Origin of the sequence: Croceibacterium ferulae, from assembly GCF_003660445.1 — a bacterium.
GTDB classification, from domain to species: Bacteria; Pseudomonadota; Alphaproteobacteria; order Sphingomonadales; family Sphingomonadaceae; genus Croceibacterium; species Croceibacterium ferulae.
In genome coordinates this window covers 195,640-214,247 of the sequence record NZ_QZVQ01000003.1, presented here as the reverse complement: position 1 = coordinate 214,247, position 18,608 = coordinate 195,640, and the positions used below count along the sequence as shown (strand labels likewise).

The window sequence follows — 18,608 nt, the reverse complement described above, 5'->3', positions numbered from 1 at the left end:
AATCTTGGTTGCTGCATCTCTGCCCGCGCATGGCTGGCGCGGGCGGCCAGTGCGGCCTACAGGCCCTGCCATGACCCCCCACTTCACCTTGGCCCCTGATGCGATCAGCGTTGCCACGCTGGCTGACAAGCCGGCCGTGCTGCAGGCGCTGGCCGCGCAGTTTGCACAAGGCTGGGGGCTGGATAGCGAAGTGGTGCTGGATGCCCTGGAGGAGCGGGAGCAATTGGGCAGCACCGGCTTCGGCCGTGGCGTGGCCATGCCCCATTCGCGCATTCCCGGCATTCCGCGACCGGTGGTGGCGGTGATCCGCCTGCGGCAGCCGATCGACTTCGCCGCGGCCGACGGCCTGCCGGTCAGCCTGGTGTTCGGCCTGCTGTCCCCCACCAATAGCGGGGCGACGCACCTGCACGCGCTGGCCGCCCTGTCGCGCCTGGTGCGGGACGAGAAGGTGCATGACGCCTTGCTCGACGCCCCGGATGCCGAGGTGCTGTATGGCCTGCTGACCAACGCGGTCGATCGCGACGCGGCCTGATCGCGATGGCCGATGCCCGCATCCCCACCCATCTGGAGGTCGGCGGGCTGATCCGCGTGGTGCAGGCCGCCGGCGGCTTCGCCACGGTAATCGCCAAGGGGGAACGCGACGCCGGCACCCTGATGCTGGTGCTGAGCGAGCGGGGCGCGCCTGCCCGCGCGTTCGAACGGATGCCCCAGGCCGATGGCACGCGCCGCTGGAGCCTGAGTCGTTCCCAGGACATGGATGAGCCGCGGGACTTCTGGGAATGGTGCGATCGGCGGCACCAGCAGGACGGCGATCTATGGGTGCTGGAGATCGACGTCGCGAATGCGGAACGCTTCATCGCCTGATCCTGCCACAATCACGCCACAAAGCTTGACTCGATCTTAGCCATCGGTAAACGCGCCGCCACTTCGACAGCGCATGCAGCGCGGGTGCGGTAGGACGCCGCTCCACGCCAGCGCGCAGACGGGGGGTGGCCGTCAGGCTGCCGGACGGATCGAACGGGTTACAGGGGCACGCCGCCGGCGCGCCCTTCCCGATCCGCCGGCCCTGGGCAGGCGCCAACCGCCCTGAGCATCAGGATCAATGGCATTTACTTCGGCCCGCGTCAGGGTGACCGCCCTGGCGCTGACATTCTTTTGTACGCTTTTCGGCGCCGCCGGTTCCGGCGCCTTTGCCCAGGATGACCTGGGCCCCAATCTCGGCCAGGTCGCGGCCCCTGTGGCGGTCACCCCGCCCCCGCCGCCGGCCGCGGACATCGAAGCCCCCGCGCCGCGCTTCATCGCCGAACCCGTGATCCAGCAGATGCCCGAGCAGCCGGAAGCCGACACACTGGCCGAACTGGTGGCGGTGGTGCCCGAAGAAGCCGACCTGACGGACGAGCTGAAGTGCCTGGCGCAGGCGATTTACTGGGAAGCCCGGGGCGAGGATCTGGACGGCCAGCTGGCTGTGGCGCAGGTCATCATCAACCGGACCGAGAACCACCGTTTTCCCGCCAATTATTGCGGCGTGGTAACCCAGCGCTCGCAATTCTCCTTCGTGCGCGGCGGACGCATTCCCGATGTGCGTACCGGCACCCGCGCCTGGCATCGTGCCAAGGCGATCGCCCGTATCGCGCATGACGATCTGTGGGACAGCGAAGTGGGCGATGCGCTGTACTTCCACGCGCGTCGCGTGCGCCCCAGCTGGTCGCATACCAAGCTGGCCCGCGCCACGATCGACAGCCACATCTTCTATCGCTGATGCAAGCGGCGGGGCTCAGCGCCCCGCCATTGCCTTGACCCGGCGCAGATAGGTGCGGCCGATCCGCAGTGCGGTGCCATCGGCCAGTTCCACGCACCACACGCCCAGCCCTTCGTGCCGCAGACCGTGGATCCGGTCCCGGCGCAGGATGGTGGAACGGTGGATGCGGATGAAACGCTGCGGGTCCAGCCGCCCCTCCAGCCCGGCGATGGTCTGCAGCAGCAGGTGGCTGCGCCCCTCCCCCGCCGGGCCGCCACCGACATGCAGCCGTACATAGTCGCGCTCCGCATCGATGCGTTCGATCTGGTCGACCTCGATCCGCAGCAGTTCGGACCGGTGCGGTACCCAGAACTCGGTCAGCCAGCTGGTACCGTCGGCATTGTCGCCGCCGTTGCTGGCGCGCTCCCGCCGGGCCAGCGCGCGCTCCACGGCGCGGGCCAGCCGGTCGGCGGCGACCGGCTTCAGCACGTAATCGACCGCATCGATATCGAACGCCTGCACCGCGAAATCACCATGCGCGGTGACGAAGATCACCGCCGCGTCGGGCACCCGCTTGGCCAGCTGGCGCGCGGTGGCGAGGCCATCCATGCCCGGCATGGTCATGTCCAGCAGCAGCAGGTCGGGCCGCAGCCGGTCCGCCAGGCGCAGCGCCGATTCGCCATCGCTGGCCGTGCCGATCACCTGCAGACCGGACAGCCCGGCGCACAGCACCTGCATCCGCTCGATCGCCAGCGGCTCGTCATCCACGATCAGCGTCCGCATTGCGCCGCCACCCCCATCCATACCCGCATCCATCCTGTTCAGTCCCCCATGTCCTGTCCGCGCAGCGGCAGGTCCAGCCGCGTGCAATACCCCCCGCCCGGCCGCGGACCGGACGTGACCTGCGCGGCCGTGCCGAACCGCGCCGCCAGCCGATCCCGCACATTGGCAAGGCCGATGCCGAATCCACGATGCGCCGGCGCGCTCCCGGCGCCGCCATCCTCCGACCGGCCCGGACCATCATCCGACACCTCCACCAGCAGCCGGTCCCCTTCGGCCCGCGCGGCGATGGTGATGGTCACCGGCTGCACCGTCGGCGCCAGGGCATGCAGGATGCTGTTCTCCACCAGTGGCTGCAGGATCATGCCCGGCACGCACACGCCTTCCAGTTCCGCCGGCAGTTCGTATCTGGTGCGTAGACGGTGCGGAAAGCGGACAGCCTCGATGTCGAGATACAGGCGCTGCAGTTCCAGCTCCTGCCGCAAGGGCACGTCCCCGGTGGGATCGTCCGCCAGCGAATGGCGGTAGAAGGTCGACATCGTGCCGATCATCCGTTCCGCGTCGCTGGTCCGCCCGGTCAGCACCAGCGCCGAAAGGGAATTGAGCGTGTTGAACAGGAAGTGCGGGTTCACCTGATAGCGCAGCGACTTTAGCTCCGCGGCGCGCGCTGCCCGGCGATAGGCGCTCTCGCGCCGCTCCGCCGCGCGGGCCGCCACCCCGGTCAGCAGCGCCAGGTACAGCGCGCACCAGGCCAGCATCATGAAGTACCGGCTGAACACCACCTCCACCAGATAATGCCACGGATCACCCCGCAGCGTTCCCGCGGGCAGGGTGATGGTCTGGCCGGCGCCGGCGATCGGCGGCAGCGGCGCTGCCGGCGGCACCGGAAGCGCGGGCGGCCCGGCACCGGGCGATGCGGGTGGCGCAGGCAGTTCGGGCAGGGCGGGCATGGCAGGTATGTCCACCAGCAGGTCGCCGCTGGGCACCTTGTTGATGGTGAAGCCGCGCCGTTCCGCCTCCCGCGTGAAGACACGTTCCTCCAGCGACTGGAACACCAGCCGATTACTCTGCGCCAGCGCCACCGACACGGGCAGGGACAGCAGCAGCGCGGCCACGATCTTCACCGGCAGCGGGCGATGATCGAACAGGCGCAGCACCAGCCACAGCGCCAGCGTGATGGCCACGCCCAGCCCGCAGGCCAGCGCCCGGCGCCACAGCGTTTCTTCCGCAAAGCCGAAATCCATCAGATGCGCGCGGATGGTGCTGAGCAGGAAATAGCACAGCCACAATCCCAGCACGGATGCGAGCACGGTGCGGAACGGTACGCCGCCATGCGGCGCGGGATCTTCGGCGATAGTGGCGCGGTCCATGGGACAAGGCTTTAAGGCCCCGCGGCCGGGCCGCGCCAGTGCCGTTGTCGGACGCGGATGGCCGCTGGTCGATCAGGCGTGGCGACGGGGCGGCCCCGCCCGTCAAACCGCTTGGCGCATGGCGGGGTTCTGTCCTAATGCCCTGCCACAATTCCTTGAGCCTGAGACGGACAGCCTGTGACCATTGTCGAAGACCGCACGCCCACCCGCTCCGACGCCGCCGACTTCGCCGTCGCGCGCAGGGCGATGATCGATAGCCAGCTGCGCCCCAGCGGCGTCAACGCCCATTGGGTGCTGGAACGCATGGCCGAAGTGCCGCGTGAGGACTTCGTGCCGCTGAACCGCCGGCCCGTCGCCTATATGGATCGCGCGGTGCCGCTGGCCGGCGGCCGTTGGCTGGCCCCGGCCACGGTGCACGGCCTGCTGCTGCAGGAAGCGCGTCCGCGCGCCACGGATCGTGTGCTGGTGGTGGATGGCGGCAGCGGTTACCTGCCCACGCTGATCCGCCCGCTGGCGGGATCGGTGGAAGTGATCGGGGTGGATGCGGCAGCGGCCGGCACCGTGCCCGCAAGCGATGGCGGCTACACGCTGCTGCTGATCGACGGCGCGGCGGAACAGCTGCCGCCCGCATTGCTGGCGGCGTTGGCGCCCGATGCGCGCATCGTCACGGGCACGGTCGAATCGGGCGTGACCCGGCTGGCCGCCGGGCAGGTGGTGAACGGGCGCGCGGCGCTGCTGCCGCTGTTCGAGATCGGCATCCCCGTGCTGCCGGAATTCGCCGCACCGCGCCCCTGGAGCTTCTGACCCGGTGACCCGCACCCTTGTCGCACACGCGCCGCGCCGTGCGGCCCGGCTGCGCGGCCTGCTGGGCGGGTCGCTGATCGCCGCGCTGGTGCTGGGCAGCATGCCGGCGCGGGCGGATACGCTGGAACAGGCGCTGATCGCCGCCTACACGAACAATCCCACGCTGAACGCCGCCCGCGCCGACCAGCGGGCCGTGGACGAGAATGTGGCGATCCAGCGCTCCTTCGGCCGACCTTCCGTCAACGCCAGCGTGACAATTACCGAATTCCTGAAGCAGGCGCAGACGAACTTCGTCAATCCCGACCGCGCGGTGAATGGCGGGCTGGACCTGGCCGTGCCGCTGTTTCAGGGCGGCGCGGTGCGCAACGGCATACGCGCGGCGCAGGAACGGGTCGCGGCCGGCCGGGCCGACCTGCGATCGACCGAAAGCGTCGTCTTCAGCCAGGTCGTCACCGCCTATATGGACGTGATCGGCAACGAGGCGATCGTGGCGCTCTCCGCCAACCAGGTGGAGGTGCTGGAGATCAATCTGCAGGCTACCAGCGACCGGTTCGAGATCGGCGACCTGACCCGCACCGATGTCGCCCAGTCCGAATCGCGCCTGGCGGTCGCGCAGGGCGATCTGGAAAATGCCCGCGCCAATCTGGTGTCGGCGCGCGAACGTTATATCCAGCTGGTCGGTCTGGCGCCGACCGACCTGCAGCCGCCGCCCCCGCTGGCGGATCTGCCGGCGCTGGTGGACGATGCTGTCGATGTGGCGGTGCAGAACAATCCCGACGTCATCGCCGCGATCGAGCGGGCGGAAGCGGCCGGGTTCGACATCCGCGTGGTCAGCGCGGACCGGCTGCCGCGGGTGGATGCGTTCACGCAAGGCGGTTACCAGAACTTCCTCGGCACGCTGGGCTCCATCCCGGGCGAGCAGGAGGCACAGCAGTCCAATACCTCGCTGCAGGCGGGGCTTCGCCTGACGGTGCCGCTGTACCAGGGCGGTCTGGCCGCTGCGCGCCGCCGACAGTCGCAGGCGCAGGCTGCCAGTGCGCTGGAAAATGCCGTCGCGATCGAACGCGATGTCGTGCAGCAGGCGCGCTCGGCCTTCAGCAACTGGCGCGCGGCGCTGGCGGTGATCGAGTCCAGCCAGGTGGCGGTGGAGGCGGCGGAGCTGAGCCTGGAAGGCGTGCAGGCCGAAAACACCGTGGGCAACCGCACGATCCTGGACATCCTGGACGCACAGCGCGAATTGCTGATCGCGCAGGTCGACCTCGTCAGCGCACGGCGCAACGCCTATGTCGCGGCCTTCACCCTGCTGGCCGCGATGGGCCGGGCGGAAGCGCGGGATCTGGGGCTGGCGGACGACGTCCCGTTCTATGATCCCGCCGACAATTACGAACGCGTCGCGGGCAAGTGGTGGGACTGGGACACCGACCCCGATCCCGTGGTGCAGAGCCCGCGCACCGTTGACATTCCGGCGCAGTCGGCGGACGTTCCAACCGAAGACCAGCCCGGCTCCGGCGCGCAGGAGATCCTGGAAGACACCAACAAGGGCGAACAGCCCGCCGTGGTGCCGCAGCCTTGAGGTCGGGCTGGCAAGGGGCAGGGAACAGCAGCATGCAATTGGGTAACGAAGCTTCGGTGGAGGACATCCTGGCCTCCATCAAGCGGGTGATCGCGCGCGATGGACCGGTCGCTCCGGCACCGCCGGTCCCGCCGCTCGTGACACCGCGGCCGGTGCGCGATCCCGATCCGGTGGAACCCGCCGATGCGGAGGAAGCGGGCGAGGTGCTGGCGCTGGCAGAGGATGCCACGGGCACCGGCTCCGGCTCCGCAGATGCCGTGCCGCTGACCAGCAGCACCACCGACGATGCGCTGCGGGCCTCCTTCACCCAGCTGACGGCGATTGCCGGCCTGGCGCAGGATGGCGGTGCGCCGCTGGACGAAGTGGTGGAACGCACGCTGCGCCCGCTGCTGGCGCAATGGCTGGATGCCCACCTGCCGGCCCTGGTCGAGCGGCTGGTGCGTGAGGAGATCGCACGCATCGCCGGCCCGCGTGGCTGACGCCCCGCTGCCGACGGATGCGGAGGCGGAGTGGGCCGCCGGTGCCCTAGGCCGGGCGGAGCGGGCGCTGGCTGCTGTCGGCGGGGAAGCTATCAGCCGTCACATCTTCCTGTGCGGCATATCCGAGAAGCAGCAATGCTGCGCCCGGGCGGAAGGGGAGGAGGCCTGGGCCTTCCTGAAGATGCGGCTGAAGCAGCTGGGTCTGGCCAATGCCGGCAGGGACGGCGGCATCGTGCGGCGGACCAAGGCGGACTGCCTGCAGATCTGCCACGCTGGGCCGATCGCGCTGATCTGGCCGGACCGGGTATGGTATCATTCCTGCACGCCGGCGGTGCTGGAACTGATCATCCAGCAGCATCTGATCGGCGGCGTGCCGGTGGCCGAATATCGCCTGCTGCCCGCGCCGCAGCGGGGCGCGGGCATTGATCAGACGGGCGATCAGTCCGGCGCCTGATCCTCGGCATCCGGCCGGTGACCCATCGAATGGTCGTGCCCCGTCCCGTTGGACAGGAACACCAGCCCCATCAGCGCGCTCATCAGCAGCATGGTCAAGCCGATGCCCAGGGCAGAGGCGATGATGAAGTGGACGGAAACCAGCGCCCCCTGCTGCCACAACACCAGCATGGCGATCGCCACCACGCTGACCGTCAGCGCCAGCATCACCCACATCAGCCGGCGGAACCGTGCCCAGGCGTGGGCGGCGGCGTGCGGATCGTCGAGGGGGGAGCGGCCTGACATGAGACACTTGTGCCCGTTCCGCCCTGTGCGCGCAACAACATGGGGCAAGTAAACGCCGCTGGCCGGGCGCACGCAGTCATGGCATCCTGCCTGCCCGAAGGAGAAAACCACAAGGGGGAGAAAAGCCATGACCATCGCCGCCATCCTGAAAGGGCGCGACCACGCCATCGTCCATTGCCCGCCCGAAACCAGCGTGCGCGATGCCGCCCGCCTGCTGGCCGAGAAGCGGATCGGCGCCTTGCCGGTGCTGCCGCGGCTGGACGGTGGCGTCAGCGGCGCGGTGCAGGGGATCTTTTCCGAACGCGACCTGCTGTACTGCCTGGCGCAGGACGGCGTGGCGGTGCTGGATCGCCCGGTATCCGAAGTGATGACCAGCCCCGTGATCAGCGTACGCCGCGATACGGCCGTGCTGGATGCGCTGTCGCTGATGACCGAACGGCGCATCCGCCACCTGCCGGTGATGGAGTCCGGCGGGAACGACCCTTGGCTCGTCGGCTTCCTGTCGATCGGCGATCTGGTGAAGTATCGGCTGGAGAAGATGGAGCGCGAGGCCGAGGAGATGCGCGACTATATCCGCGGCGCTTGAGCGGCAGGGTCCGCACCCCTACATTGCCGGGCATGAGCAGCGCCCCCGCCACCCTCGCCCCCCCTGCCAACCCCGGCGCCGTCACGCCCCTGCTGACCCCCGCCGCCGCGGCGCGGGTGCAGGCGATCGCCGACAAGCAGGGCAGGCCCGCCGTGCTGCGGCTGGCGGTGGAAGGGGGCGGCTGTTCCGGTTTCCAGTACCAGTTCGCCCTGGCCGACGGCATCGAGCCGGATGACCGGGTGAGCGAGACCGGCGGTGTGCGGCTGGCGGTGGATCCGGTCAGCCTGGACCTGGTCGCGGGCTGTACGGTGGACTTCGTGGAATCGCTGGGCGGTGCGGCCTTCAAGGTGGACAATCCGCAGGCGGCGGCCGGCTGCGGCTGCGGCTCCAGCTTCGGTATCTGAGCCGGGGCCAACCAGTGCGCATCGCCAGCTTCAACATCAACGGCGTCAAGGCGCGCCTGCCGCGGCTGCTGGAATGGCTGGAGGAACGCCGCCCCGCGGTCGCCTGCCTGCAGGAGATCAAGAGCCAGGACGAGACCTTCCCCGCGGAGGAGTTCGAGAAGATCGGCTATCATGCGATCTGGCACGGGCAGAAGGGCTTCAACGGCGTCGCCATTCTGGCCGATGGTGCGCCGCCGGTGGAGATCGCGCGCGGCCTGCCCGGCGATCCGGACGATGTGCAGTCCCGCCTGATCGAGGCGGAGGTGAACGGTGTCCACATTGTCAACTTGTACCTGCCCAACGGCAATCCGCAGCCCGGGCCCAAGTTCGATTACAAGCTGGCCTGGATGGCACGGCTGCGCACCCGCATGCAGGAACTGCTGGCGGCGGAGCGGCCGACGGTGGTGCTTGGCGACTACAATGTGATCCCGCATGACCGGGACACGTTCAGCGTGCGGGCCATGGCGAACGATGCGCTGATGCAGCCGGAAAGCCGGGATGCGTATTTCCGCCTGCTGGCGGATGGCTGGACCGATGCGATCGACACGCTGAACCCGCAGGGCGGGGTGTGGACCTTCTGGGATTACCAGGCGGGCGCCTGGCAGCGCGATCATGGGTTCCGGATCGATCACCTGCTGCTGAGCCCGCAGGCGGCGGACCGGCTGTGCAGCGCCGGAGTGGACAAGGACTATCGCGGGCGGGAAAAGGCCAGCGACCACGCACCTGTGTGGGTGGAGCTGGCCTGATCGTCCGCGCGCATCGCCGCTCAGCCGCCGCGCGCCACCTGGTCTGCCAGCACTTCGGCAAATTGCACCGCCACCGTGCGCCGGGCCTGGCGATAGCAGCGCGCCTCGTCCTGCGCGCTCATCAGCGACTGGTTGGAGGGGTAGCGGCAGACCTGCTTCGCCGCACGATCCAGCCGGCGCTGCAGCGCGTCCTGGCCGCCCTGCGTGGTGAGGTCGAGATCGTCGTGCAGCACGGCGATGCTCACCGTCTCGGGTGCGGCGGCGGCGGGCAGGGCGAAGGCGCCGGACACAGCGATGGCTGCGGCGATCAGCGGGGCGGGGGTTTTGAACATGATGCCTCTCTCCTTGTGGTCACGGGTTGGTCTGGTCTCGGGTGTGCCCCGCCTTGTTCGGGACTAGGGAACCGGCGGGGCACGAGTCATGCAATAGGCCGTCGCCGCGCCCGTCGCGCGCCGGCATCGACCGGGCATGGACGTCGTTCGACCACGGGCGGCAGCAGGGATGAACCGCCGGGCGCGTCCGGCGAAGCGCCGTCCTGGCCCGACCGGCGGCGTGCGGCCACCGGCACCGGGGGTGCGGCATGGCGCTGATCCTGGCCTTCCTGCTGGGCATCGCCAATTTCGCGCTGCATGCCGCGGTGCTGGACCAGCGGCGGCGCATGCTGGCGGGCATGGGCTGGCCACGCTGGGCGGGGCGCGCCACCATGGCGGCGGAATTCGCCGTGCTGCTGGGCGCCCTGCTGCTGGTGCAGGGCGGCTATCCGCATTGGGTCTGGTTCTACGCCGGGTACACGCTGGTCAGTGCCGGCGGTGCCTGGTTGCTGCTGCGGCAGCGTTGAGGGGCGCGACAAAGCATCGCGCGGGAACAGGCGGGCGTTCCGACGCTTTGGCGGATGATGGCTGAACCTCGCGCCCTATGGCTGGTCAACAATGCTTCCAGCGGCAGCAACGACGATGATGCGGTGGAGGCACTGCACAAGTGCTGCGGCGATCATGGCGTGCGCGTGGCGCAGCGCACCACCTTCCCGGCGGAAGACCTGCCCACGCCAGCCATGCTGGACGCGGCCGGGATCGGGCTGCTGGCGGTGTTCGCGGGCGATGGCACCATCAATGCGACGATCACCGCGCTGGCCGGCTGGGGTGGGGAGGTGCTGGTGCTGCCCGGCGGCACCATGAACCTGCTGTTCCATCGCCTGCATGGCGACCGCAGCATGGACCAGGTGATCGCCGACGCCGCCAATGGCCGTTACCGGACGCGCCGCCCCGGCCTGGCCCGCAGCCCGGCGGGCGATGCGCTGGCAGGGGTGCTGGCAGGCCCGGGCACCAGCTGGAACCAGGTGCGGGAGGCGATGCGCGATGTCGCGGTGCTGGATCTGGCGGCTGGCGCAGTGGCGGCCGTCACCGAGTCCCTGTCCGGCGACATGATCGCCTGTGTCGATCCGGTGCTGGGCCGGGCCGAGGGCTATCCGCTGCTGATGCTGACCCCGCGGGATGACGGCCTGCAAGTGGATGCCTATCACGCCGACAGTGCCGGAGATTACCTGCAGCAGGGTTGGGCTTTGATGCGGCGCAATTTTCGCGAGGGACCGCATGACCGGCTTGGCACCGTGCAGGAGGTGACCTTCGCCAGCGTGGCCGGCAAGCCGTTCGGCATGCTGATCGACGGCGAGCCGGCAGAACCCGCGCCGCGCACGACCTTCACCCTGGCCCCGAGCGAGGTTGATCTGATAGCGACCGCCGCATGAGTACCGAGACCCTGCTGTTCCATATCAGCGACGTGCATTTCGGGCTGGAGGACACACGTGCCGTGGCCTGGGCCCGGGACGAGATCGCCCGCCAGAAACCGGCCGGCGTGGCGCTGACCGGCGACCTGACCATGCGCGCGCGCAGCCACGAATTCACCGCCGCATGCCGCTGGATCCAGTCTCTCGAGGCGCCGGTGACGGTCGGCGTAGGCAATCACGATCTGCCCTATTTCAACCTGCTGGAGCGGTTCTTCGCGCCCTATCGCCGGTTTGGCGCGGTGCAGGCGCTGGTGGAGCGGGAGCTGGACCTGCCCGGCCTGGCCATCGTGCCGCTGAAGACCGCCATCCGCGCGCAGCCGCGCTTCAACTGGTCCAAGGGCTGGGTAACGAAGGCGGCCTTGCGCAAATGCCTGGCCGCGCTCGACGCGCTGCCGGCGGGCACGCGCGCGCTGGTGGCGGTGCATCACCCGTTGCGGGAGGTCGGCACCCAGGGCACCGCACTGACTCACGGTGGCAGCCATGCGCTCGCGGAGCTGGCCAAGCGGCGGGTGCTGGGCGTGCTGAGCGGCCATGTGCACGATCCGTTCGACATCATGGAGGACACGCCCGCCGGTCCGGTGCGGATGATCGGCGCGGGTACGCTGTCGCAGCGGGTCCGGTCCACTCCGCCCAGCTTCAACGAATTACGCTGGGACGGGCAGACGCTGCAGGTGCGCGCGCGCAATCTGGAAGCGGTGCCGACGCCGGAGATGCAGATCGGCGACGTGCCCGAAGACGCGCTGCCGCCGCGCGCGCCCGGCGATCCCGTGGCCCCCGTCAGGGCGGTACCGCCGGTCGATCCGCCGGTCCACTGACAGGCGGAATGGGCGGCGGCGCGATCAGTCCGCCGTTGCCAGCAGCGCCCAGACCAGCACGGCCAGCCCCAGCACTGCAGCGATCGCCGCACCCCGCGTCCACGCCGGGCCGATCCGCCGCGCGCCTTCGATCAGCAGGCCGGTGCCCAGCAGCAGCACGGCAAGCGCGGCGAAATCCTCCGCGCCCCAGCGCATCTGCGATGTGAACAGCGCGGCGATCGCCGGCAGCAGCAACAGCATGGCCGCACCAAGCCAGAGCGGGCGACTCAGGGGGCGGACAAGGGCAGCGTTCGTCATGCGGGCAGGCTGCACCCACCGGCGTGATGCAGGCAACAAAAAAGGGCGGCCCCGCAGGACCGCCCTCTTGTGTTCGGTTGGCGTATTCGGCCGAGAACCGATCAGCGCTTGGAGAACTGGAAGCTCTTGCGCGCCTTGGCACGGCCGTACTTCTTGCGTTCCACCGTGCGGCTGTCGCGGGTCAGGAAGCCGGCGGCCTTGACCTCGGCACGCAGCGTGGGCTCGTACTTGGTCAGCGCCTGGCTGATGCCGTGCTTCACAGCGCCGGCCTGGCCGGACAGGCCGCCGCCCTTGACGGTGGCGATCACGTCGTACTGGCCTTCACGCTCGGCCACCTGGAACGGCTGGTTGATCACCAGACGCAGGGTCGGACGCGCGAAATAGGATTCCTGCTCGCGGCCATTGACCACGATCTTGCCGCTGCCGGGCTTGATCCACACGCGGGCAACCGCGTCCTTGCGGCGGCCGGTGGCATAGGCGCGGCCCTGCGCGTCGATCTGCTGCTCGCGCAGCGGAGCGTTGGAGACGCGGGGGGTCTTTACGACGGTTTCGCCGGCCTCATCGTCGCCCGTGGCGGCGGTGCCCAGATCCTGCAGGTCGGCCAGGTCGGTGACGGTGTTGGTGGTGTCGGCCATTACGCGGCAACCTTGTTCTTGCGGTTCAGGGAAACGACGTCGAGCGTTTCGGGCTGCTGCCCGGCATGCGGGTGCTCGGTCCCGTTATAAAGGTGCAGGGCACGCATCTGGTCACGACCCAGCGGGCCACGCGGAACCATGCGCTCGACAGCCTTTTCCAGCACGCGCTCCGGGAAGCGGCCGTCCAGCACCTTGGCCGCGGTCACCGCCTTGATGCCGCCGGCATAGCCGGTGTGCTTGTAGTAGGTCTTTTCCTGCCGCTTGTTGCCGGTGAAGCGGACCTTGTCGGCATTGATGACGATCACGTGATCGCCGCAATCGACATGCGGGGTGTAGCTCGGCTTGTGCTTGCCGCGCAGGTAATTGGCGATGATCACCGCCACACGGCCCACGACCAGCCCTTCGGCGTCGATGACGTGCCACTTCTTTTCGACTTCGGCCGGCTTGATCGACCGTGTCTGCTTGCTCAGCGCCTTCATGGCTGCTCCGTTTGCTTGAACTGCTCAGATGATTCGCATCGGGGCACGCGAACGGGCCGACCTCTGGCGAAGTGGGCGCGCTCTAAGCCGCAACAGAGCGATTGGTCAAGGTTTTCCGCCGGTTTGCAGCACGGTAAAATAATACCGCGCCAAATTGCAGCGCCTTTCGCTACCACTGTCGGCCGTAATCGTGAGCGGCGGCGCGCGTCTACCTTGCTTCGGGCAGGGCCGGGTTCCAGCCCGGCGGCAGCTGCCCGCCATCGGCGATGAACTGGTCCAGCCTGGCCTCCAGCACCGGCAACGGCACCTCTCCCAATGCCAGGATCGCATCATGGAAGTTGCGATCGTCGAATGCCGTGCCGAGCGCCTCCTGCGCCTCCGCCCGCTTGCGGCGGATAAGCAACTCACCCAGCTTGTAGGCCAGCGCCTGTCCGGGCCATGCGATGTAGCGGTCGATCTCCGTGGTGATCTCGTGATCGGCCAGGGCGGCATTGTCCCGCAGGTATGACTGCGCCTGTTCGCGGCTCCACCCATATTGATGGATCCCGGTGTCGATCACTAGGCGGGCGGCGCGCCACATCTCGTAAGTCAGCTGGCCGAATTCCTCGTACGGAGTTTCGTAGATGCCGATCTGCCCCGCCAGCCATTCCCAGTAGAGCGCCCAGCCTTCGCCATAGCCGGAGAAGCCGGCGGCGCGGCGAAAGGCCGGCCGGCGCTGCGCCTCCTGCGCGATGGCGGCCTGCAGGGAATGGCCGGGCGTGCATTCGTGAACGGTCAGGGCGGGCAGGGTATACAGCCTGCGGGCCGGCAGGTTGTAGGTGTTCATCATGCAGTTCTCGATCCCGCCGCGCCCGCCGGTGAAGATGGGGGCCAGGGCCGGCGGCACCGGCACGATCCCGTGCCGCCGCCGTGGCAGGAAGCCGATGAATTCGCCCAGCCGGCTGTCCATCCGCTTCACGACATAGGATGACTTGGCCAGCAACTCGTACGGGGTCTTCGCCTCGAATTGCGGGTCCGTGCGCAGGAACTCCATGAAGGCCGACAGGTCGCCATCGAAGCCAGCTTCCTGCCTGACGCGCTCCATCTCCGCCCGGATGCGCGCCACCTCTGCCAGGCCGATGGCGTGGATCTCTTCCGCCGTCAGGTCGATCGTGGTGAAGCCGCGGATCTGCGCCTGGTAGAATTCAGCCCCGCCCGGCAAGTCGCGCGCGCCGATCGCCGTGGTCGCTCCCGGCAGGTATTCGTCCACCATGAAGGCATGCAGCTTCGCATAGGCAGGCGCCACGCTGTCGCGGATCGCGGCCTCGCCCTCCTGCCGCAAGGCCTCCTGCTCGGCCGCCGGAATGGTGTCGGGCATGGCGGCGAAGGCGGTCCAGAATGCGTTGCTGCGGTCGGCGGGCAGGAAGCCGCGCATCGTCTCCTCCCGTCCGGTCGCGGCAATGCGGGGAACGGTGAAGCCGCGGGCCAGCCCGGCCCGCATGTTCGCGACCTGATCGTCGAAATAGCGGGGTATGTCGCGCATCCGGGCGATGTAGTCGCGATATTCCTGTGCCGTGGCGAAGCCGCCCGTGATCGGGCTGAGGCCGGACCAGAAGAAGGTGTCGGCATTGAACGGCCGTTCATAGGTGCGGAAGCGGATATTGTCGGCCGCGGTCTGCGCCACCTCCCGCAGCACGGCGGCGTTGATCCGCTCCTCGGCAGACAGCGCTTCGGGCGCGATGGCATCCAGCCTGGCGAGCACATCGGTCCAGTGCGCGAGCCGCACCTGCTGCGTCGCCGGGTCGACCTGCGGCAGTGACGCGGCGCCTTGCCCGCCCCGGCCGCGGGTCAGCCCCTGCTGTTCGCGCCAGGCCCAGTCGCTTTCGTACAGGTCACGCAGCTGCGCATCTGCATCCGTGCTCGCGGCCGCTACCGGTGCCGGGTCCGGCTGGGCGCGGAGCGGGTGGCCCGCCACGCAGGCCATTGCTGAAAAAGACGCGAGAACAATCCGGGTCGAAGGCCGCATCAGCTGACTCCTGAGAAGCAAAAGAATCGTATACGGAATACGATACGGCTCGCACCCATGCTGTCAACCGCTGCTGACGCCCTTTGTCACTCCGGACCTTCGATGCTCATCTGCGGCGCGGTGAACCATTGTGCGCCGGTTTCGGTAACGAACATATGGTCTTCCAGCCGGATACCGAATCGGTTGGGCACCACGATCATCGGCTCGTTGGAAAAGCACATCCCCGGCTGCAGCACGGTTGTGTCGCCGCGCACCAGATAGGCCGGTTCATGGATTGACAGGCCGATGCCGTGGCCGGTGCGGTGCGGCAGGCCGGGCAGGCGATAGTCCGGACCCAGTCCGCCTGCGACCAGCACCGCCCGTGCGGCGGCGTCCACCGCCTCGCAGGTGACGCCCGGCCGCACCGCGGCGAAGGCGGCAGCCTGCGCCGCCCGTTCCAGGTGCCAGATGTCGTGCACCTCCGCCGGGACGGTGCCGTAGGCGTAAGTGCGGGTGATGTCGGAATGGTACCCTTCGACGGTGCAGCCCGTATCCACCAGCACCAGCTGCCCGTCCTCCAGGGCGCGGTCCCCCGGCAGTCCGTGCGGAAAGGCGGTCGCTTGGCCGAACTGGACGATGCAGAAGCTGGACCCGGCGGCGCCCAGCGCCCGGTGCGCGGCATCGATGAAGCGCACGACCTCGCTCTGCCGGATACCGGGATGCAGAATGCGCGCGGCGGCGTGCTGCACCTGCAGGGTCATGGATTTCGCCTGCTGCAACAGCGCCAGTTCGGCGGGCGACTTCACCATCCGGCACCCGCTGATCGCCGCTGCGCCATCGACCAGCTCGACGTCCGCGATCTGGCGCAGCTTCTCCGCGAAATGGAACGGCAGTTCGGGGTCCACCGCCAGACGCCGGACGCCCTGGTCGCGCAAGGCATTCCGCAGCAGCGCCACAGGATCCTCGTCCTCCTCCCACGAACGGATGGCCACCGGAATGGCGAGGTCGGCCTCCAGCGTGCCGATCTCGAAATGGGGAACGATCATCACCGGGTCGCCGGCGGCGACGATCAGCATGGCGACCAGCCGTTCGGTCTGCCCCCACGGTATGCCGGCGAAGTAGCTCAGCGACGGGCCGGCATTCACCAGCAGCGCGTCGGCGCCCGCCCCGGCGCAGAGCTCACGCGCCCGCGCCACGCGCTCGGCGCGTTCCGCCGGGGTGATCGCCGGGGCAGGGTCCGGCCAGGGTGTCAGCCGGTCCAGTTCGGCCCGGGCATCCGATCCACCGATCATCGCATCTGTTCCTTCATGCAAAACGTTCCAGGTCAAACGGCGCCAGCGACAGGTCCGGCTGCTCGCCCACCATCATGGCAGCCACCGCGCGGGCCGTCACCGGCGCCAGGGTCAGGCCGAGATGCTGGTGCCCGAAGGCATAGTGCAGATTGCCGACCCGGGTGGAACGGCCGATCGCCGGCAGGTAATCCGGAAAGGTGGGGCGCGACCCGATCCAGCGGCGGAACGGGCCGCGCATCGGCAGGCCCAATTCGCCGACATGCCGTTCCAGCCGCGCCCACTTGCGCGGGTCTGCCGGGGCGTCCGGCTGCTGCAGTTCCACGAAGCTCGCGGCCTGCAGCGCGGTGCGGTAGCGGGTGACGATCAGCGACCGTTGTTCGAACACCACCGGGGGCATGTCGTCGGGCCAGTCATGATCGGTCGAGCGGATGTGATAGCCACGTTCGGCGATGATCGGCACCCGGTGCCCGGCCTGCCGCATCAGCGCCGCGGAGCGCACGCCCGCGCAGACCAGCACGGCGTGATCCGCCATGCCGTCGACCTCCGCCCGGCCGCGGCGGATCTGCAGGGTGGCGGTGCCATCGACCAGCCGTCCGCCCCGCGCGATCACCGCCTCCCGCAGCGCGGCGCGCAAGCCGGCCAGGTCGGCGATCTGCGCCGTCCCGTCGAACCGGATCGCGCCCGCGACCGGTACGCTGCACAGCGCGGTCAGCCGGGCGAGTTCGTCCCCGTGCGCCGGGTGGACGCTGGCGGTGCCCGTGGCGGCATTCACCCAATGGGCCTGCCCGGCCTCGGCGGCGGCGGCATCCTGCCACAGGACGAAGTGCCCGTCCTGCCGCAACAGGTCGGGCGTGCCGGCCTTCTGCAGCACGTCCTCCCACGCCGGCAACGCGTGGTGCAGCAGGGCCGCCAGCGCGTCGCGCCCGGCCGCGAAGGAGGCGGGGCGCGATGCCGCGACCAAGCGCAGTGCAAAGGGCAGCCACGACCGCAGCGCGCGCGGCGGCAGGGCCAGTGCCCCACCCCGCATGAACAGCCGGCCGGGGGCCGACCGCAGCATTGCGGGCGAGGCCAGCGGTTCCACCTGTTCGGTCGCGATATGGCCGGCATTGCCCCATGACGCGGCCTGACCCGCCGGGTCATTGTCGATCACCGTCACGGCGCAGCCCCGCTCCAGCAGGTGAAGCGCGCTGCACAGGCCCACGATCCCCGCGCCGACCACCACAATCCTGGACACAAAAACTCCGTTGCACGTGGGTACAAGTTTTGTATACGTTATATAACCATCGCGGCCGAGACAAGGTCGATCGATTATCCATGTGCGGGGAGGCCACAGGCCGGGTATCTGCTTTGCTCATCTGCCCCGCGCCCCGACTGGCGTGCGGACCTGCTTGGAGATTATCTGGTGACCATTGTCGTCCGCACGCTAGCCGACCGTATCTTTGACGTAATCCGCGAACGCATCGTGGAGGGCAAGATCGTGGTGATGGAACCCGTGCGGCAGGATGCGCTGGCGGCGGAGCTGGGCGTCAGCAAGATCCCCCTGCGCGAGGCGCTCGTCAGGCTGGAGCATGAGGGCCTGGTCACGAGCCGCGCCAACCGAGGCTGGTTCGTGCGTCCGATGTCAGCATCGGAGGCGGAGGAAATCTACCACCTGCGCCTGGCGATCGAGCCGGCGGCCGCCGCCTATGCCTGCGTCCGGGCGACCGATGACGACCGGCAAGCCGTGACCGAGGCGTTCGAGCGGCTGGATGCCGCCGCCAGCGCTGAAACCCGCGCCGAGGTGGCGATCCGCAACCGGGAGTTCCACGTCGCGCTGGTCCGCCCGGGCGGGCGGCTGCTGACCACTCAACTGGTGGAGCGGCTGGAGATCCTGGCGGAGCGTTACGTGATCGCGCATCTGCAACCCGCAGGCCGCGAGGATCGCGCGCATCTGGAGCATCGCGGCATCCTGGATACCTGGATCGCCGGGGACGCGGATCAGCTCCACTCCATGCTCACCGTGCATATCGCCCAGACGCTTGACGACCTGCGCAATCATTTCACCGCCAGCCAGACGGGCTGAGCCA

Annotated in this window: 24 protein-coding genes; 14 read left to right on the top strand and 10 right to left on the bottom strand. The window is 69.1% G+C overall.

The annotated features are described in order from the left end of the window. The first annotated feature begins 70 nt into the window (after nucleotides 1–70). From D5S08_RS04070 to D5S08_RS04060, 3 genes are all read left to right on the top strand, one after another. Nucleotides 71–532 carry a PTS sugar transporter subunit IIA gene (locus D5S08_RS04070; protein ID WP_121115799.1) on the top strand — a complete coding sequence of 154 codons (462 nt, stop codon included), beginning with the start codon at nucleotides 71–73 and terminating at the stop codon, nucleotides 530–532. 5 nt (nucleotides 533–537) lie between these two features. Beyond that, entirely contained in the window at nucleotides 538–864 is a 327-nt protein-coding gene (locus tag D5S08_RS04065) for a DUF1491 family protein (protein ID WP_121115797.1), read from the top strand. A 238-nt stretch (nucleotides 865–1,102) separates the two neighbouring features. Next, a complete protein-coding gene (locus tag D5S08_RS04060) occupies nucleotides 1,103–1,759 on the top strand; it encodes a cell wall hydrolase (protein WP_121115795.1) in 657 nt (218 codons plus the stop codon). A 15-nt stretch (nucleotides 1,760–1,774) separates the two neighbouring features. Here D5S08_RS04060 and D5S08_RS04055 read toward each other — a convergent pair whose 3' ends face one another. Together D5S08_RS04055 and D5S08_RS04050 are read right to left on the bottom strand one after the other, a co-directional pair. Further along, nucleotides 1,775–2,554, bottom strand: coding sequence for a LytR/AlgR family response regulator transcription factor (locus tag D5S08_RS04055; RefSeq protein WP_241557219.1), 780 nt, complete (start codon nucleotides 2,552–2,554; stop codon nucleotides 1,775–1,777). 5 nt (nucleotides 2,555–2,559) lie between these two features. After that, a complete protein-coding gene (locus tag D5S08_RS04050; protein ID WP_121115791.1) occupies nucleotides 2,560–3,888 on the bottom strand; it encodes a sensor histidine kinase in 1,329 nt (442 codons plus the stop codon). Nucleotides 3,889–4,065: 177 nt separating this feature from the next. On the opposite strand from D5S08_RS04050, the gene D5S08_RS04045 reads away from it, so the two are divergent. The 4 genes from D5S08_RS04045 to D5S08_RS04030 all read left to right on the top strand — a co-directional run bounded on the left by D5S08_RS04045 (nucleotide 4,066) and on the right by D5S08_RS04030 (nucleotide 7,198). Continuing rightward, complete coding sequence (locus D5S08_RS04045; protein WP_241557218.1) at nucleotides 4,066–4,692, top strand: protein-L-isoaspartate O-methyltransferase family protein; 627 nt, start codon at nucleotides 4,066–4,068, stop codon at nucleotides 4,690–4,692. 100 nt (nucleotides 4,693–4,792) lie between these two features. After that, the gene (locus tag D5S08_RS04040) at nucleotides 4,793–6,265 is read left to right on the top strand and encodes a TolC family outer membrane protein (protein WP_121116227.1); all 1,473 of its coding nucleotides are present in this window, start codon (nucleotides 4,793–4,795) and stop codon (nucleotides 6,263–6,265) included. A gap of 32 nt (nucleotides 6,266–6,297) precedes the next feature. Next, the gene (locus D5S08_RS04035; protein ID WP_126665487.1) at nucleotides 6,298–6,744 is read left to right on the top strand and encodes a DUF2497 domain-containing protein; all 447 of its coding nucleotides are present in this window, start codon (nucleotides 6,298–6,300) and stop codon (nucleotides 6,742–6,744) included. Continuing rightward, entirely contained in the window at nucleotides 6,737–7,198 is a 462-nt protein-coding gene (locus D5S08_RS04030) for a (2Fe-2S) ferredoxin domain-containing protein (protein ID WP_241557217.1), read from the top strand. The genes D5S08_RS04035 and D5S08_RS04030 overlap by 8 nt, the downstream gene beginning before the upstream one ends. On the opposite strand, the gene D5S08_RS04025 is transcribed toward D5S08_RS04030, so the two are convergent. Continuing rightward, complete coding sequence (locus tag D5S08_RS04025; protein WP_121115788.1) at nucleotides 7,183–7,482, bottom strand: hypothetical protein; 300 nt, start codon at nucleotides 7,480–7,482, stop codon at nucleotides 7,183–7,185. The genes D5S08_RS04030 and D5S08_RS04025 overlap by 16 nt on opposite strands. A gap of 127 nt (nucleotides 7,483–7,609) precedes the next feature. Here D5S08_RS04025 and D5S08_RS04020 point away from each other — a divergent pair, with 127 nt between their 5' ends. Genes D5S08_RS04020 through xth form a run of 3 tightly spaced genes read left to right on the top strand, consistent with a single transcriptional unit; the run spans nucleotide 7,610 to nucleotide 9,257 of the window. Next, nucleotides 7,610–8,068, top strand: a complete 459-nt coding sequence (locus D5S08_RS04020; protein ID WP_121115786.1) for a CBS domain-containing protein — start codon at nucleotides 7,610–7,612, stop codon at nucleotides 8,066–8,068. Between the two features lie 32 nt (nucleotides 8,069–8,100). Then, a complete protein-coding gene (locus D5S08_RS04015) occupies nucleotides 8,101–8,472 on the top strand; it encodes a HesB/IscA family protein (protein ID WP_121115784.1) in 372 nt (123 codons plus the stop codon). Nucleotides 8,473–8,486: 14 nt separating this feature from the next. Beyond that, nucleotides 8,487–9,257 (top strand): exodeoxyribonuclease III, encoded by a 771-nt coding sequence (gene xth / locus D5S08_RS04010; RefSeq protein ID WP_121115782.1) that lies wholly within the window; start codon nucleotides 8,487–8,489, stop codon nucleotides 9,255–9,257. 20 nt (nucleotides 9,258–9,277) lie between these two features. On the opposite strand, the gene D5S08_RS04005 is transcribed toward xth, so the two are convergent. Beyond that, the gene (locus tag D5S08_RS04005; protein ID WP_121115780.1) at nucleotides 9,278–9,589 is read right to left on the bottom strand and encodes a UrcA family protein; all 312 of its coding nucleotides are present in this window, start codon (nucleotides 9,587–9,589) and stop codon (nucleotides 9,278–9,280) included. Between the two features lie 248 nt (nucleotides 9,590–9,837). On the opposite strand from D5S08_RS04005, the gene D5S08_RS16350 reads away from it, so the two are divergent. Genes D5S08_RS16350 through D5S08_RS03990 form a run of 3 tightly spaced genes read left to right on the top strand, consistent with a single transcriptional unit; the run spans nucleotide 9,838 to nucleotide 11,855 of the window. Beyond that, complete coding sequence (locus D5S08_RS16350) at nucleotides 9,838–10,095, top strand: hypothetical protein (RefSeq protein ID WP_126665486.1); 258 nt, start codon at nucleotides 9,838–9,840, stop codon at nucleotides 10,093–10,095. A 54-nt stretch (nucleotides 10,096–10,149) separates the two neighbouring features. Beyond that, nucleotides 10,150–11,001, top strand: coding sequence for a diacylglycerol/lipid kinase family protein (locus D5S08_RS03995; RefSeq protein ID WP_121115776.1), 852 nt, complete (start codon nucleotides 10,150–10,152; stop codon nucleotides 10,999–11,001). Next, nucleotides 10,998–11,855 (top strand): metallophosphoesterase family protein, encoded by an 858-nt coding sequence (locus D5S08_RS03990; RefSeq protein WP_121115774.1) that lies wholly within the window; start codon nucleotides 10,998–11,000, stop codon nucleotides 11,853–11,855. The genes D5S08_RS03995 and D5S08_RS03990 overlap by 4 nt, the downstream gene beginning before the upstream one ends. Before the next feature lie 24 nt (nucleotides 11,856–11,879). Here D5S08_RS03990 and D5S08_RS03985 read toward each other — a convergent pair whose 3' ends face one another. The 6 genes from D5S08_RS03985 to D5S08_RS03960 form a co-directional block, all read right to left on the bottom strand. Next, the gene (locus tag D5S08_RS03985) at nucleotides 11,880–12,152 is read right to left on the bottom strand and encodes a hypothetical protein (protein WP_126665485.1); all 273 of its coding nucleotides are present in this window, start codon (nucleotides 12,150–12,152) and stop codon (nucleotides 11,880–11,882) included. A gap of 101 nt (nucleotides 12,153–12,253) precedes the next feature. Continuing rightward, nucleotides 12,254–12,787: a 30S ribosomal protein S9 gene (gene rpsI / locus D5S08_RS03980; protein WP_121115770.1), complete on the bottom strand. Its 534-nt coding sequence runs from the start codon at nucleotides 12,785–12,787 to the stop codon at nucleotides 12,254–12,256. After that, a complete protein-coding gene (gene rplM / locus D5S08_RS03975; RefSeq protein WP_121115768.1) occupies nucleotides 12,787–13,266 on the bottom strand; it encodes a 50S ribosomal protein L13 in 480 nt (159 codons plus the stop codon). Before rplM ends, rpsI begins: the two co-directional genes overlap by 1 nt. A 208-nt stretch (nucleotides 13,267–13,474) precedes the next feature. Further along, complete coding sequence (locus tag D5S08_RS03970) at nucleotides 13,475–15,229, bottom strand: DUF885 domain-containing protein (RefSeq protein WP_206610290.1); 1,755 nt, start codon at nucleotides 15,227–15,229, stop codon at nucleotides 13,475–13,477. A 128-nt stretch (nucleotides 15,230–15,357) separates the two neighbouring features. Beyond that, nucleotides 15,358–16,542, bottom strand: a complete 1,185-nt coding sequence (locus D5S08_RS03965; RefSeq protein ID WP_121115764.1) for a M24 family metallopeptidase — start codon at nucleotides 16,540–16,542, stop codon at nucleotides 15,358–15,360. A 13-nt stretch (nucleotides 16,543–16,555) separates the two neighbouring features. After that, nucleotides 16,556–17,776, bottom strand: a complete 1,221-nt coding sequence (locus D5S08_RS03960) for an NAD(P)/FAD-dependent oxidoreductase (RefSeq protein ID WP_241557216.1) — start codon at nucleotides 17,774–17,776, stop codon at nucleotides 16,556–16,558. A gap of 168 nt (nucleotides 17,777–17,944) precedes the next feature. Between D5S08_RS03960 and D5S08_RS03955 the strand changes: the two genes are divergently transcribed. Continuing rightward, nucleotides 17,945–18,604 (top strand): GntR family transcriptional regulator, encoded by a 660-nt coding sequence (locus tag D5S08_RS03955; RefSeq protein WP_121115760.1) that lies wholly within the window; start codon nucleotides 17,945–17,947, stop codon nucleotides 18,602–18,604. Nucleotides 18,605–18,608: the final 4 nt, after the last annotated feature.